Source organism: Streptosporangium minutum (assembly GCF_002149035.1).
In the GTDB taxonomy this organism is placed as follows: Bacteria; Actinomycetota; Actinomycetes; order Streptosporangiales; family Streptosporangiaceae; genus Streptosporangium; species Streptosporangium minutum.
The window spans coordinates 1-14,453 of the sequence record NZ_NGFP01000066.1 but is presented as its reverse complement, the minus strand read 5'-3'; the positions used below and the strand labels follow the sequence as shown (position 1 = coordinate 14,453).

Genomic DNA, 14,453 nt, shown 5'->3' with positions numbered 1-14,453 from the left:
AGGGTAAACGCGATGAAGTAAAAATGCTTTAGATGAGCGAAACAAAGAGGCTTTGTGGAGGAAATGTGAAGATAATGTCGTTATGTGCGGTGGGGGGCGGCCTTCGCTTGCCAGCTCAATGAAACTGCGAGTGTGACAGCTTCTTCTCTCAAGGGATCGCCGAGGTGGATCAGGCGCCCGTCTGTGCTTGCGCTGTTCGCGTGGGCCTTGTTGGTCGGCCTTGAAGTCCTCTGGATCCCGGCGACCAGGGTGAACTTGCCTCTCAGCTGGATGGCGATCCTGGTGGTCTGGCTGTGGGCGATCGTTCAGTCCGTAAAGGCAGTGATGTCCTACTTATCGAGGAAGGCGTACGGCCGGTGCGTTGCCGCATCGGTCGCTATAGCGATCACCTGGGCTGTCGTCTGGACGACGAATTGGAACGCCCTCTACGTGGAGAGCTTCTTCGCGCTACATCGAGACACGTTTGCCCAGCTCGCCATCGCTCATGAAAATCATCGGCCACTGGTCGTGCCGTGGTGGATGAGGTACCTGTCGGTAGATGGTGAGGTTCAGAAGCAGGGCGATGCTATCTATCTCCCCGTGGTTCTAGACCAATGGCGCGGGGAGTCCGGAGCAGGGATCGCCTACCTGCCGGTTTCCAAAACGTCGCTCCAGACCTCCGCTGGCTCTGTGGGTGGTCCTGTTCATGACCTCGGGGACGGCTGGTGGTGGGTGGAGTAGGGGTCAGATGCGGCAATGGGCGGCCGTGGCGTCGTCGAACGCCTTCCCGCGGGGCCACTGAGAGCCGTCCGGATCGCTGTGCTCAGCCTCCCGCACCTGACGGATCAGCTCTTCGGGGCCGGAGTCGTCGAGCAGGTCGAGGGCTTGGCGCCAGGTGGCCAGGGCGAAGCGGTCGACGAGGCGGGAGGCTCCGTCGCTGAGCAGCGCGGCGGCGCGCACGCGGTCGGTGGGGACGGTGCCGGTGAGGGCCTGTTCGGCGGCGAGGGGGTCGACGGCGGCGACCCAGAACCCGCCGTCGCGGTTGCGGTGATCGCGCAGGGTCTCCACATACGCCCGATGGGCTGAGACGTGCCCGGGGCTGCCGGAGGCGAGCGCGTCCATGGCCGTCCGGTAGGTCGCGCCGACCTGGGCCTCCCGGTCGTCGCAGATGACCATCGGCTCCGCCGTACCGATCACGTCGAGGATGAGGACGGAGTCGGCCAGGACGAGGAAGTCGAGGGCGTCGGCCGTACGGCGGAGCATGACCACGGTGGCCGAGGGCGAGCCGGGATGGGTCAGGTCGCAGACGAAGTCGTGCAGGGAGGCCACGGCCTTGATGCCCTCGGCCAGGATCTCCGTCAACGGCTTGCCGTCCTGGGCCAGGCCGGCGATGAGGGTGGAGCCGAGGGAGCGCGCGTACCAGGCGACACCGTGAACGCAGCCGGATTCCGAGCCGGGCGGGGTGCCGGCGCCGTCGAGCAGGACGAGCGCGTCCGGGGTGGCGCCGACGAAGTCCTCATTCGGACGGCCGGGGGCCGCTTCGGTGGCGAAGGTGACGCGCATCGGGGTCAGGTCTCCTCGTGCCGGTAGAGCGGGCTGGCCAGTTCCGCTCTGACCGGTTCCCCGGTCGCCGGGTCGTATTCCACCCCCACCACGGTGGAAAAGCGGTTTTCGCCGACCTGCCCCCACAGGGTGGCGATCTCGGAGGTGAGCAGATCGACCACGCCGAGGGTGCCTTGGGGGTGGATGCCGGTGAAGACCAGAAGGTTGCCGTTGCCGTCGGGGCGGGCCAGTCGCCCGAGGTAGGCGTAGTCGACCGGGCGCGCCGGGTCGGAGTCCTCGCCCGAGCGGTAGCTGTCCCCCGTGCGGCGGTCTCGCAGGGTCCACGCACCGTCCTTGATCCACTCCAGGACCGGGTCGGATTCATACAGCGCGCCCATGACCGGCGACAGCTTCGGCCCGCAGATGATGATGAGGTTGGGCCGGTTCAGGTCGATCTCGCCGCCGAGCGGGACGTGTTCGAGGTTGAGCGCCAGGTCGAAGCCGCGGGCCAGGTCTTCCAGGCGCTTGGCGGCGGTGACGTCTTCCATGGCGACCACGGGCCGGGCGTTGTTGGCCTCGCGCTTGAGCGGGGTGGCCAGGGTGATCGTGCCGGTGCCGAGGAAGGCGCCCTCGGGGGCGGGGCCGGTGTGCTTGATCTGGTGGATACGCCCGCGTGACAGGCCGGCCTGTTCGGCGATCTGCGCGTAGGAGATACCTTGGGCGTGCAGCTCCTGGATGACGCGTCGACGCATCCGGGCCAGCTCGGTGACCTCCTGTTGTGCGGCGCTGAGCCGTTCGGTGGCGGCTCGGATCAACACGTACGGGTTGTCGATGGCGGCGATCCGCTCAAGGTCACTCGATGGCACGGTGGTTCTCCCTCGGTGGTGCTCAACCGAGTCTAGACCCCTAGACGAAATGTCGTCTATCCCCCTTGACGGTATGGATGTGAGTGGTTCGCCGGTTTTCGGGTGAACTGCGCGGATCGCCGAGCGCCGTCGCGGTACGCCTCTCGTCATCGCGCCTGGCCCAGCAGGATGGCCATCCAAAGTTTGTGCGCTTCGGCCGCGCGAGTCCGGCCGGTCTCGGTAATGGTGCGCGGCCTGCCCTGGACGATCCGGTGGACGAAGAAGACCCCGCCCGAACTGCGCAGCTCGTAGACGACCGCCCGGCAGTCGCAGGTCCAGGCGACCAGCCGGTAGCGGTCGTCGTCGCGCGGGTTCAGCCAGGTCAGCCGTTCATGGGTCGCCTGGAGCGGTGCCACGTGAGGGGCTATGCAGCTCACCGACGTGTCGCCGCTTCGGGAAGCGCCTCCAGGACGGCCCAGACGATGCGGCCTCTGTCGTCGCCGGTGATTCCCCAGGCCGCCGCCAGTTCGTTGACCAGCACCAATCCCCGCCCGTTCTCTCCGCTCGCGAGAGGCGGGAGCACCCGAGGGGAGAGGGGACCGCCCTCGTCCAGGACGCTGAGCCACATCCGGCTTCTGTCCGCCTCGATGGAGACGGTGAAGCGGCCCCCGAATCGGCCGCTGTCGGAGTGGCGGACCGCGTTCGTGGCCAGTTCACTGACGATGAGCTCGGCGTCGTCCACGCATGGCCAGTTGCGGAGAAACACGGTGATGAACCGGCGGGCTTCGGTGATCGAGGCGGGGGAGCCGAGGAAGGTGCGGGAGACGCGTGACGGCGACATGGGGGAACTCCGATGTCTAGGGGACTATACATGCATGCCGTCAGCGTATGAGTGACCTTAGAAGACACTCAAGCTATTCGACGTATAAATACGTCACTTAGCTCAGGCGGGTGGCCAACTCCTCATAGTCGGCACCGATCTGCCCCAGAAGATCCCGCAGTCCCTCGCCGTACACAGCAGCCGCCGCGAACGCCTCGAAGGTCTCCCCATGCGCGGCCACCTCTCCCGGCTCGCTCAGCATGAGATCACCGGTCAGGCTCTCCACCACGCTCACCGACCCGTCATAGATCGTGAACCCGTGTAGCGGGAACCCCGGCGTCTCTGTCGACCACGGCACCACCCCGAGTCCCACATGGGGAAGCGTCGAGACCTGAACCAGCCGATCAAGCTGCGCCCGCATCAACGCCGGCGACCCCGGCCACGTCCGAACCGCCCCCTCCGTCAGCACGAACGAGAACTCACGCCCCGACTCGAACAGGACAGCTTGCCCCTCCACCCGGACCGCCGCAGCCTTGGCCGCATCTTCCTCATCGACATCCCGGCCGAAAGCCAAGGCAAGCCGCGCATACTCCGCCGTCTGGAGCAACGCCGGGACCATTGCCGATTGAAACGACACCACCCGACGAGCCGAACGGAGCCGAGCAGCATTGGCCGCCTCTCGGCCGGCCAGCCCACCCTTGAGACGGGAGACCTCATCGCGTAGCCGTACGAGCAGAGCGTCCAACTCCCCGCGGCCCGCGTCATCCAGGCCCAGTGCTTCGACGAGCCGATCAACCGTCTCCGGGACCGGAAGAAGCTGCCCCGTCTCGATCCGAGAGATCGTCGGCTGGGCCACCCCAGCCCGCAACGCCAGATCCTTGCCGGTCAGCCCGGCATCCTTACGCAGCCGACGCAGCAACTCACCCAGCGCCCGCAGGCGATCCCGTCGATCCTCCACATCCAGCGTTCTACCAGCCGCTCACACATCGAGCGCAGCCCATCCCGGATCACTGCCGAATTGTTCTTATGGAGATCAAGCGGCGGCGCGGCGCGCCGCCGTACCCCCGGCCCTCCGCCCGCCCGCCATCCGGGCGTGCGGCCTGGGGGCCGGTCCCGGACGGCGGCGGGACACCGGGCCGGGCCCCGCACGTCGGCCTCGCCGTACTAGCCGGATGCTCCGACCCGGGTTGCCACGCCGCGGCACAGATACAGCCCTTACGATCGCCAGGTCGTGGCCAGTCGCCGTACATGGTTGGGGGCGATCGACGATCCAGGGCTCGTTCCTCACCCTGGATCACCGGATTACATGGCTGATCGCCGTCGCCATTCTCGGCACACGAAGATGCCTATGACCGGACGCAGGGGCCAGTTCGACTTGCATGCGTGACCTTCCGCAGGTTCTAGGCCACCATCTGTTCCTCTTAAGAGAGATATGAGGAGTTGAGTAGGGCCAGTGCAACCGGCCTTAACCGCGGACTCAGAACCCTCGCGGGCGTCAGGCTAGCCAGCGCGGTTCGATCACTGTCCCACACTGTCTTCATTAGCGCCTGGGCCGGACTTGTTACTTGAACGCTGGCTCTTCCCAGAGTTTGCATAGGTGCCTATACCTATCCCGTTTGTTTCCAGCGCGTCCATCGCACCAAGCAACATGGGCATATCTTCCACGCTGTAGGATCCATTCGCGATACGCAGAAGCTCTGTGACACGCTGGGGAGGGACCGCGATCATAGCCCCATTTGAGCCGACCTCAATTTCTATCCTCGTTCTTAGCCGGCCGTATGGCATCGAGGAATCCTGTGTTATCAAAGTCCACGGTTCTACACAGTCCTCCTCTTGTGAGACGTTCTTGGCGTAAACGGTGATCCCTCTACCGGTAATCTTCATCCAACGATCCTCGGTAAGAATGCGAATGTCGGGACTCTCGATGTCTTCGCCGGTGACGTGTATGAACATTGCGATCGGAACCCTCAGAACGGCAAGGGCTGCTGCCATCGTCGCGACATTGATATCGTCTATTTCGACGTCGTGGACTTGCGTGTAGTGGTTCACCTGGACTTTATAGAGCCATAGCATCAACGCCGTGTGAATTGTGGGCACATGGGTGCCCTTGGGCATCGATTTCCAATCTTTCTCAAATACTGCTTGAAGATCTGCCTCTCTTCCTTCTCGGAGTACTAGCAAGTACAACCCGTCGCTGTCGTAGGGCCACCGAACAACCGCCCCGTACTCGCTTAGGTGTGTGAAGGTTCGTGTCGGGTCCGTGTAACCGATCTCCAGTGGGAGGATTTCATCTTCGGCTAGCGGGCCAACTGCTTCCAGGTCGTATTGGAAACGGAGTTTATCTTGCTTCTCGATGTGAAACCATATCCGCTCGACTTTCCATCCTTTGTGTAGATGAACATGGCCATCGTAGCCAGCACCCTGCTGCTCCTGGTCAACGCAGAGAAGAATGTCGTGGGGGGAGAGTAGCTCGTCGAGAAGCTCTTGATTGCGGCGCCGTTCCTTGTCGCGCCCAGGACCTGCATCAAGCGGAATATGACCAAGGAGCAGGTCACCAGTAATGAAGAGTCGCAGCAGATACCAAAGCACAGCATCCGCTTCGCTGTCCCACCGCCCGAACGGCTGCCCCAACGCGCTGATAAATCCCTTGTCGTAGGCTGGGATGCCCGATTGCCGGAAGGACTTTGCGATCTCACTGCCCATAGTTCCTGCGAGCGCCGCCATCTTACGGCCGATCTTGCGATGTTCGCTGACTGGAGGTCTCTCAGCCATGTTCATCCATTTCCTCGTGAGCTCGTCAATGACGCTACCGCCCGGCCCTGACAAGATCGTGCCAGCGGGTCGCCATGCCTCGCGTGATATATCCGGGATGATCTTCCCTGGTCGGGAGAGGGCGAGAGTCGTACACCGAGGTCAGGGGCATGATGCGGTCAGGAACGTCGGCCCGCTGTAAAACCGTCGACGCTCTGACACTGGGAACTAAAGAAGGCGTACGACATCGATCGAGCTGAACGGAAGCCGTTCGGGGAATTGTGGATCATAAGGTGCCTGAGCTGAGGATTACCGCCGTGGCCAGGCACAATCAGACCGTGAAGCCTCTTCATCCTGAAGTCGCAGCTCAGAGTGGGTGAACTGATAGAGGTGAGCACTCAGGCCGCCGCTGGGCAGGTCGTCGGGCGATCCTGCCCAGTCCAAGCAACTCCACATCACCAGCTCCCGAGCTGTCCGGCTGGGAAGATGAAAAAGCTCACTGATCACTAAAATCCTGAGTTCACGCTGGCCAAGGTGCGTCACGCCGCATTGCGCCCAGCCCCATCATCCTGTGACGACCGGGTTCTGCGCCTGTCGGTGGCGGCTGGCAGCATGACGACATGACTATGCAGCCCCTCGATATCTCATGGCTCTGCGGCGAATACTCCGAGGAGTGCTACAGCTTCATCTACATCCGTGCCACGCCTGAGCAGGTGGTTGCCCGCCTCGGCGGTCGATGGGAGGACTTCACGCCGGGCCCCTTCCCCGACGACCCGGATCACTACCCACGTTCTGGGGAGCCTCTCGGCGTCACCTCCATCGGCGATTGGACGTTCGTTTTCGACCCTGACTGGCTCGGCACCTGCGAAGACGTGATCACTGAACTCTCCCAGGGCACCCGCCTCGTCTCCCAAGCCGCACTCGCCATCAAGGGCATGGACTACTTCTACTGGTGTGAGAACGGCGAGATCCGATTCTGCTCCGGAGTCGATACCGAACATCCGACGGAGATCCCGGACGAACTCGTGGACGCGATGGCGGAGATCGACAGGCTCTACCCATCGTTTCCCCCGCTCTACGAAGGGCCGGCTTTCCTACTCGTCGAGAACCTGACCGGGATCAGCGTGACGGAGCATCTACTGAAGAGCTCCACGTTCATGTGGGGCGTCGTCCCAGTACCAACCAAGTCGTAACGTTGGCCGATAGTGAGCCTTCTCCATCCTGAAGCCGCAGCTCAGAGCGAGTGGGCCGGTAGAGGTGAACACTCAGGCCGCCGCCGGACAGCTCGTCGGGCGATCCTGCCCAGTCCAAGCAACTCCACATCACCCGCTTCCGAACTGTCCGGCTGAGAGGACGAAAAGGGCTCCATGGACTTCCAGGATTCCCCGCTTCTGAAAGCCGCCCGGCTCTGTCCCGCCGACATCCAGACTGAGACTGGCGTCGATGTGGCCGACGTGCTGAAGTACCTGGAGCATGACGACTGGGAAACGGCCCTTCTCCTTCTCGAAGAGATCGGCGACGCACATCCTCAGCCGCCCCAGTTCTGGGAGCTGCTGGCCGACACCGCTCGCCTGTTGTGGCTTGCCAAGGACGCCTACTGGTACGGATGGCGGAGCAGCGAGGCTCGCAACGGTGCCGTTCTCGCCGAGCTCTGTCTGATGAGCGCAGAGGAGGGGGGCTGGCCCAGGCCCGCTCCTCCTGATGCAGTGCTTCGGCCCATGTGGGACATCGGCCATCTCACGCCCGAGGGTGAACCCCTGCTCAGCATCGCCATACTCTGGGTCGAGGGCCGCGCCCCCTTGAAGCCTGGGGAGTGCGGGCCGGTGAGACTGCTACCGCTGACCTTCGAGCACTGGCGGCACGTGAAGCCGGGCGATGCGATCACCATGCACGTGATGCGGCCCTCTACCGGTACGGCCCGCGTCACAGAAGTCATTCTCCCTGTAGCAGCCAGCTCCTAGTTGCAGTTCTAGTTGCAATCCACCGCCGTGCCATGCCGTTCCAGACGGACCGACGAAGCGCATTGGTCCAGGTGGAACTGATCGGGACGAGCGAGATCAGAGCTGCTAATGCGGTTGGGTCGGAGTACCGCGGCTCCTGGCTGAACATGTGTCCGGGAAGCTGGTCGCACTTGGGGTGAATCTTTCAGGCAGTCAGCGGAACGAAGACGGCGTTGTCTGTCGTGAGATAGGTATGGCTGACACGACTCACCGATCTGGACTGCCGATGACCGACGACCACGAGCCCACTGCCGAAGAGATCGAGGCATTTCAGCGCGAGGACTTCTTCGCCCCCCTATCGGCCTCTGCGGACGAGTACCCACGGGCATGGAACCGGTCTGCGGCTTTTATCTACAGGAGGATCGTTCGTCCCCTTGCACCTGCTCCACCCGAGTACGTCACCCTGCCTCTACTTGGTGCTGGCATCGGTGAAAGGCAGTGGGATGTGCCGCTGGCCATCGCCAAGTGGAACATGCTGTGGGAAGCCGCTCAGTTTCGACGCCGGTTCTTCTCAGAAGAGGAGATTCCCGGCGCGATGCGCGAGATCGCTGATCGTGGCGACGTGAATGTCGTATTCGTGCCGAGGACGACCACGCGCTACTACGAGTACCTACCCTTGTTCCACTTGCTGTCGCACTCAACCCTGGAGCGGTACGGCCTACCCCTGTTACGAGGCGGCCAATGGCCTTTTCTCATCGAGTCGACATCGGTTGACCGCTATCTCCCAGCAGACTTCGAAAACCGCGTATCCCATGCGTGGGCCTCGGCAGTGTGGCGGCATCTCATACCGGGTTCACCGCAGCGAGCCTTCAGCGCGTCTGACCCGATCCGGCTCCTAGCGCACAACCTGGACTTTTGGCTCCCACCTGTAACTGCCGTCATCCAGGAGATCCTTCGTGCTCTTCCCGTGGTAGATGCCACCGTCGCCGAGGAGGCTGTACCACTGGATGATGGAACGGTGCTTGAGGGCGCGGTGACCGCCAGCCCTCGCATGGGCTCGGACCTCTGGCGAGGGGAGGCGGAGGCGGCCGAGGTCATGCGACTGACAGTGGATCAAGCTGATGCTGATGGCCGGCTACGGGGAATCCTCGACGCTGTGCGCTCCCACCGTGTTGAGGATGACTTCTCTGAGCATTGGTCATATGCCCGGGAAGATTTCGAGCGCAAGTTGTATCACAAGCGCTCCAAGATCAAGGTCCGGTTCGTCGAACTCACTGACACTATCCCCGTGCAGGGTCCTGAGACGGAAGTGGAAGCCAACCTGGTGTTCTCCGACTTCCTCGCCCTACTGGATGAGCGTGAGCGCCAAGTGGTCATCCTACTGCACAGCGGCGTTACGAGGATTGGTGAAGTAGCCAGCATTCTGGGCTACAAGAACCACAGTCCGATCTCTAAACGCCTAGCACGAATCCGCAAGAAGGCAGCGGCGTACTTCGAAGTTCCATGACCTGACTCCATTGGCCCTGATCAGGCGATCCCGCGGTAGCCAGGAGACCAGGACTCGCCTGTCTAGTGCAGACACAACCGTGGGGCGCGGTCGGACCCCTTGCATCCCGCCTCTGCTCGGTCTCGAGGGCGTTGGTATGCCAGAGACGTAAGAGAGCCAGGGGAACGGAGCGCACCTAGTTGCGTTCGGGGCGCGACGTTCCTAGTGTTTACCCCAACATGTAGTAGGTAAGGTGCTCAAATCCACTACATGTTGTGGTTTCCCCTCTGCGAAGAGGGGGCTGGACAGAAAGAACCGGAGGGCTCGGAACCGGTACCAGCGGTTCCGAGCCGTCCCAGCGGTAAGAAACACCGGAACCAGAGCTTGGATCCAGGCGCTAACTACCTGTGCCTACACGTGCAGACTAGCCAGCGCCTGCGCCTATGAGCAATCGATGTCCGGTGCCGTTCGGCAGGGTCGCGACCTCGCCCTGCCACGACACAAGGAGAACGAATGGGGAGCAGTCAGGGCCTTTGGGTGGCGGTCATTGCTACCGCAGGCTTCGTTGTTGGCATCGTCGGGGGGGCTTTGGCCTGGATGGGAGGGACTCCCACCGCACTTGCGGTACTTGTCGGCGCGGGGGGCTTCGCAGGCTTCATGACCCTCGCACTGGCCATCGCTAACTTCTTAGCTCGGGCACAGTCCTAACCCTTGCTTCATGAATCAGGTGATCGGCGGTCCGGGGCTTCGTTCTTCCGCCTCGGACCGTCGTGCCCGTCGTGTGCCCGATGGGACGGGAAACAAGGGGGAACAGCGGGGAGTCACGGGGAACGCGATCAATGCTGTGATCTTCGTCTTCGCAGGTCGAGCATGATCGGCATACGTCTTTGCAAGCAGGCTGTCAGGAGTTCGAGCCGTCACACAGCACGTGCTGTACTTCAGCGGTTCGCCGGCCGCCGACGCCCTGCTGACTCTGTGGGTCGCTACTCCCGTTCGGTTCCGACCACGAACCTGCTTACCGGCTGCCATGCACCCTTACCGGTTACCAGACAGAATCAGGTTAAACGACGAAAGGTGCCGGATGGGCCGCCTGCGGGAAGCAGCTACAGGGTTCGCCTTCACGATGATCTTAGGATTGATCGGGTTCGGTGTGGTCTTCGGGATATCCGCGCTGTTCGACCTGCCGTGGCTGGTGAACGTACTGGGTGGCCGACCCATAGAACTCATCGGTTCGCTCTTCCTGTTGGTCCTGCTGGGACTCGTGGCCTTCGTTGTGTGGTTGGTGCGGAAGATCAGGGAAAGGCAACGCCACCCGGCTGAGTGACATCCGCAGATGTGAGCGCCGGAGGACGCGGCGACCGAAGGCAGGGTGAAGACCCTGTACGGGGTTGCAGTTTGGGTTGCAGTTCACCGCCGTACCAGTCCGTTCCAAGAAGGTCGCCGACGGGCGTTGGTCCAGGTGGGACCGTTCTGAACGATGGCGCCCCGAGCTGCTAATGCGGTTTGGGTCGGGACGTCAGTGCCGTGCCCGTCAGGAGGGTGAGCAAGGGGGACTCGCGGGGACTCACGGGCAAGGCGAAATCGTCTCTGACCTGGAACGCAGCAGCTCAGAGGGTCGCGTACTGAGATCTTCCAAACTGGTGAACAGCGACCGCGTGACGACCGATCCGACCGGGTCCTTCTAAACTGCGGAAATGATCGAGTTGGGTTCGCGGGAGCGTACGCAGCCGCCGCCGCCTCACATCGTGTGGGAGAGTCTGGCCGCCCCTCGGCGACCTGGCGGACGGCAGTGGCTGGATCTGCACTCCGATGAAGTCGAGCCGCGTATCCTCCGGGCGGTGGAGCCGGAACTCGTGGTCTGGTCGTCGTTGTGGCAGGAAAGGCCCGACGACGAGATCCGATTCGACATCCGGCCGACCGAGGACGGCGGGTGCTCCCTGCGCTGGACGCTACTGACACCTGCGGAAGCTCCGGAACAGGCTGTGATCGATCGTCTGCGTCACCGGCTCAACTTCCTGATCAATGCCCAGCTCCGGTTCTCCTTCGGGCAGTGAGGGCTCTCGGCGGACGCGTACTGCAACAGAGGCACACGACAGCTCACATCCACACCCGTCCAGCACTGCTCAAGACCGGATTGTGAGCCGCCGATCATGGCCGGGATGGTCCTGATAAGGAAGCGGTCTTGAAGGTCAGGTCGTGCCCGTTGCGTGCCCGATGGTGCGGGCAATCGCGGGAGATTGTAGTTGACTTGACTGAAGTGGCACGTGATGGCGGCCAGCACGCACACAACGCTGAGGTCGGCGCTCGAGCAGCTTGCGGTCCCGGTTATGCGCCCTTCCATTAGGAGGTGTGATTGCTCTATTTGGCAATGAGATCAATCGTGGCGACGACGGCCGAGATCATGCCGCAGAAGGCAGCGGTGGTGGCCACCGACTTCTCTGGCGCAACCCATAGTCCTCGGTTGAGTTCACGCCACTTCGGCGGCACCACAGCGAACTTCAGCTTCTGCCACTTGTGCTGCTGATACGAGCACCCCATCAGGAGGCCGTGAGCGTTTTTCCGGCAGGGTTCTCTATCGCGCGTGAGGGCGCCGCACCACACCGGCACGCGAAAGAGGAAGAACACCGTGGTCAACCCGGACAGAGCAAGCAAGCCCGCAGGGCCGACTGATTGAGTCAACCAACCTGTGATCACCACCACAAAGAGCAGGTAACCCCAGTACTTCCTGAGTGATCCCGATTTTCGTTTGGCCACGCCCGGACACTACTGAATGCATCAGAGCATGAACAGAGAGCAAGTATTCACCCCAAAGCTACGTGCATGTCACGTTGACGAGGCTCGCATCCTAGGGGTACATCACCACGCTAGACAGCAGAACATCGGGGGCCAAGCTTTGTATAATCCGCTGTGCCAGTTCGAGAGCGTGATGGCACGCCGGTTGGCATGCCATCAAGGGCGACCAACGAGGGAGATTCACGGTCACTCACAGACATCCCGCCGCCCAGCTCGCCATCTGAAGATCGGGCAGATTCGCAAGCAGGATGTTAAGCGTGGCGACTGTCGAGCGCGGTTGCAGTTTGGGTTGCAGTTCCGCGCCATGTTGCCCGGTTCAGGAACGGCCGTTCACGGGCGTCGGCCCAGGTTGAACGTCCTGGAATGATCACGGCCCAAGCTGCTAATGCGGTTTGGGTAGGTGCCCTATCGCCTGGCGCCACGGTTAAGGTCAAGGCGTGGACGAGGCCATAGCGAGTGCGGAAAGGTGGCGCGGACAGGTTCGGGCGCGAGGTTCCATCGAGCAGGACCGTGAGGTGCTGGCCCGGCTGATCGAGTACGACCATGATCCGTTCGAAACCGAACTGTATGAAAGCTTCTCCGACCCGCAGAACCGGTTGGTCGACAGAGCCGAGAGGTCCTATGCCGGTCAGTACGACCGCCGCCTACGCCGGCTGCGAGAGCGTGCCAGGCACGCCGAGGTCGATGAATAGGCGTTGCGGGATATGCGCGGGATGATCTTCGGTGGTCGAGGTACGGGAAGATGCTGCCGCCCTGGTCAGAGACCTTGTCTCAGCTGGGGAGGCAGCCCTCTTGAAAACCGCTAGGGGCTTTGCGGCTCCTCGTGGGTTCGAATCCCACGCTCTCCGCTGAGCACCGCGAACGGCGTCTGACCAGGGATTTCCCCCGGGCCGGGCGCCGTTGATCGTTTCCGGGGTGCGCAGCCGTACGCCACCGTGAGCGGCTCTCAGCTTCTACGGCAAGGACGGGGTGCTGACCGGTAGCGACCGGGAGAACCAGGAGGTCTCCATGCTCGCTCTGCGCCTGCTGCAGTCCGCCCTGGTGTTTATCGACACGCTGCTGGTCCAGTCGATCCCCAAGGACCCCGGGTGGGCCGACAAGCTCACCGACGCCGACCGGCGCGCCTTGTCGCCACTGTTCTGGTCGCACGCGAACCTGTACGGGTCGATCGAGATCGACATGGACGCCCATCTCGATCTGGGCCTGGCCGCCTGATGGGAGCTGCTCATCCATGACGCCTGCGACCGGTCACGGCCAGCGCCCCTTTGTGGGCCTCGGCCGGGATCGGGCTCCACGCCCGGGCGCATGCGTCGGTCTGGAGCCGTCCGTGCAGGTGGTCGGACTCGTGGTCGACCAGCCGGGCGAGGGATCGGTCAGCGGCCGGAGGCAGGGAGGTAGGGGGTGCCGTTCGCGGCCCGGGGCTGGTGAGAGCCATGACCTCTATGCAGAAGGTTGCGTGGGGTCAGCGGCTGTGCATCGTGCGGAGATCTTCCTTAGCTCCTCCAACAGCTCGGGCGGTCCGTCCACCGTGAAGTCGGCGTTGAGCATGAGGATGTGCAGGGCGAGTTGGTGAGGGGTGTCGGCGCCCGCGTGGACGATGCACGTGTTGTCGTCCACCGGGTCCACCTGCACCGCGCTGGGCACCTTGATCGAGTCGGCCGGGGCATGCACGGTCACCTCCGCCCGGTAAAGGAAGAGCGCCGTGTCCACCCCCCGCGGGACGAGGTCGGGCGGTGGCGTCTCCCGGGGGGTGAAGCGAGGGCCGTGCGGGATCCGCAACGTCATCCGGTCGGCCCGGAACGTCCGCCAGTCCCCTCGGTGCACATCCCAGGCGACCAGATACCAGCGTCGGTTCATATGCACGAGCTGGTACGGCTCGGCGTCCCGGACCTGATCACCGTCGGCATGCGTGCGATAGTCGAAGCGCAGCCGGTGATGGTCCCGGCAGGCGGCGCTGATCGTGGTGAGGGTCTCGGCATCGACGGGGGCACTCGCCGCTGTGATCGGTGTGGTGTGGCTGTGCAGGGCGTTGACCCGGTTGCGCAGCCGTGACGGGAGCACCTGCTCCAGCTTGGCCAGCGCCCGCACGGATGTCTCCTCGATGCCCGTGACCGCGCCACCGGCGGCAGTGCGCAGGCCCACGGCCACCGCGACGGCTTCCTCGTCATCGAGCAGCAGGGGAGGCAGCGCCTGGAGGTCAGTCCGCGCACGATCCGCTATGACATCGACAAGCTGCGCAACCTCGGCTATCCGATTCAGGCCACGATGGGCGCGATCGGGGGCTACCGATTGGGGGC

General features: G+C 63.2%; 15 protein-coding genes and 2 pseudogenes. 9 read left to right on the top strand and 8 right to left on the bottom strand.

Annotated elements, in window-relative coordinates; genetic code table 11:
• The first annotated feature begins 183 nt into the window (after window positions 1-183).
• Entirely contained in the window at window positions 184-720 is a 537-nt protein-coding gene (locus tag CA984_RS16420) for a hypothetical protein (RefSeq protein ID WP_086573090.1), read from the top strand.
• A gap of 3 nt (window positions 721-723) precedes the next feature.
• Here the strand turns inward: CA984_RS16420 and CA984_RS16415 are convergent, their stop codons facing one another.
• The 6 genes from CA984_RS16415 to CA984_RS45490 form a co-directional block, all read right to left on the bottom strand.
• Window positions 724-1,542 carry a protein phosphatase 2C domain-containing protein gene (locus CA984_RS16415; RefSeq protein ID WP_086573087.1) on the bottom strand — a complete coding sequence of 273 codons (819 nt, stop codon included), beginning with the start codon at window positions 1,540-1,542 and terminating at the stop codon, window positions 724-726.
• Window positions 1,543-1,547: 5 nt separating this feature from the next.
• Window positions 1,548-2,387, bottom strand: coding sequence for a sigma factor-like helix-turn-helix DNA-binding protein (locus CA984_RS16410; protein ID WP_086573084.1), 840 nt, complete (start codon window positions 2,385-2,387; stop codon window positions 1,548-1,550).
• 146 nt (window positions 2,388-2,533) lie between these two features.
• A complete protein-coding gene (locus CA984_RS16405; protein ID WP_086573080.1) occupies window positions 2,534-2,782 on the bottom strand; it encodes a hypothetical protein in 249 nt (82 codons plus the stop codon).
• A gap of 17 nt (window positions 2,783-2,799) precedes the next feature.
• On the bottom strand, window positions 2,800-3,207 hold the full coding sequence (locus tag CA984_RS16400) for an ATP-binding protein (RefSeq protein WP_086573077.1): 408 nt from the start codon (window positions 3,205-3,207) through the stop codon (window positions 2,800-2,802).
• A gap of 97 nt (window positions 3,208-3,304) precedes the next feature.
• Entirely contained in the window at window positions 3,305-4,144 is an 840-nt protein-coding gene (locus CA984_RS16395; protein WP_165781277.1) for a helix-turn-helix domain-containing protein, read from the bottom strand.
• A 560-nt stretch (window positions 4,145-4,704) separates the two neighbouring features.
• Window positions 4,705-5,964, bottom strand: coding sequence for a hypothetical protein (locus CA984_RS45490; RefSeq protein ID WP_133061685.1), 1,260 nt, complete (start codon window positions 5,962-5,964; stop codon window positions 4,705-4,707).
• A 593-nt stretch (window positions 5,965-6,557) separates the two neighbouring features.
• Here CA984_RS45490 and CA984_RS16385 point away from each other — a divergent pair.
• The 5 genes from CA984_RS16385 (at window position 6,558) to CA984_RS16360 (ending at window position 11,417) form a co-directional block, all read left to right on the top strand.
• Entirely contained in the window at window positions 6,558-7,130 is a 573-nt protein-coding gene (locus tag CA984_RS16385) for a DUF6461 domain-containing protein (protein WP_086573069.1), read from the top strand.
• 174 nt (window positions 7,131-7,304) lie between these two features.
• Window positions 7,305-7,898: a hypothetical protein gene (locus tag CA984_RS16380; RefSeq protein WP_086573066.1), complete on the top strand. Its 594-nt coding sequence runs from the start codon at window positions 7,305-7,307 to the stop codon at window positions 7,896-7,898.
• 265 nt (window positions 7,899-8,163) lie between these two features.
• Window positions 8,164-9,384, top strand: a complete 1,221-nt coding sequence (locus CA984_RS16375) for a sigma-70 RNA polymerase sigma factor region 4 domain-containing protein (protein WP_242675988.1) — start codon at window positions 8,164-8,166, stop codon at window positions 9,382-9,384.
• Between the two features lie 1,060 nt (window positions 9,385-10,444).
• Window positions 10,445-10,687 carry a hypothetical protein gene (locus tag CA984_RS16365; RefSeq protein ID WP_086573061.1) on the top strand — a complete coding sequence of 81 codons (243 nt, stop codon included), beginning with the start codon at window positions 10,445-10,447 and terminating at the stop codon, window positions 10,685-10,687.
• 370 nt (window positions 10,688-11,057) lie between these two features.
• Complete coding sequence (locus tag CA984_RS16360; protein WP_086573058.1) at window positions 11,058-11,417, top strand: hypothetical protein; 360 nt, start codon at window positions 11,058-11,060, stop codon at window positions 11,415-11,417.
• Between the two features lie 304 nt (window positions 11,418-11,721).
• Here CA984_RS16360 and CA984_RS16355 read toward each other — a convergent pair whose 3' ends face one another.
• On the bottom strand, window positions 11,722-12,117 hold the full coding sequence (locus CA984_RS16355) for a hypothetical protein (RefSeq protein ID WP_133061684.1): 396 nt from the start codon (window positions 12,115-12,117) through the stop codon (window positions 11,722-11,724).
• A 476-nt stretch (window positions 12,118-12,593) separates the two neighbouring features.
• Between CA984_RS16355 and CA984_RS16350 the strand changes: the two genes are divergently transcribed.
• Both CA984_RS16350 and CA984_RS16345 read left to right on the top strand, forming a co-directional pair.
• The gene (locus CA984_RS16350; RefSeq protein WP_086573052.1) at window positions 12,594-12,848 is read left to right on the top strand and encodes a hypothetical protein; all 255 of its coding nucleotides are present in this window, start codon (window positions 12,594-12,596) and stop codon (window positions 12,846-12,848) included.
• 271 nt (window positions 12,849-13,119) lie between these two features.
• Window positions 13,120-13,371: pseudogene (locus tag CA984_RS16345) on the top strand (Tn3 family transposase); the annotation flags it as partial.
• Between the two features lie 225 nt (window positions 13,372-13,596).
• On the opposite strand, the gene CA984_RS47915 reads toward CA984_RS16345, so the two are convergent.
• Window positions 13,597-14,217, bottom strand: coding sequence for a helix-turn-helix transcriptional regulator (locus tag CA984_RS47915; protein WP_242675990.1), 621 nt, complete (start codon window positions 14,215-14,217; stop codon window positions 13,597-13,599).
• A gap of 126 nt (window positions 14,218-14,343) precedes the next feature.
• Between CA984_RS47915 and CA984_RS16335 the strand changes: the two are divergent.
• Window positions 14,344-14,453 (top strand): annotated as a pseudogene (locus CA984_RS16335) (HTH domain-containing protein); the annotation flags it as partial.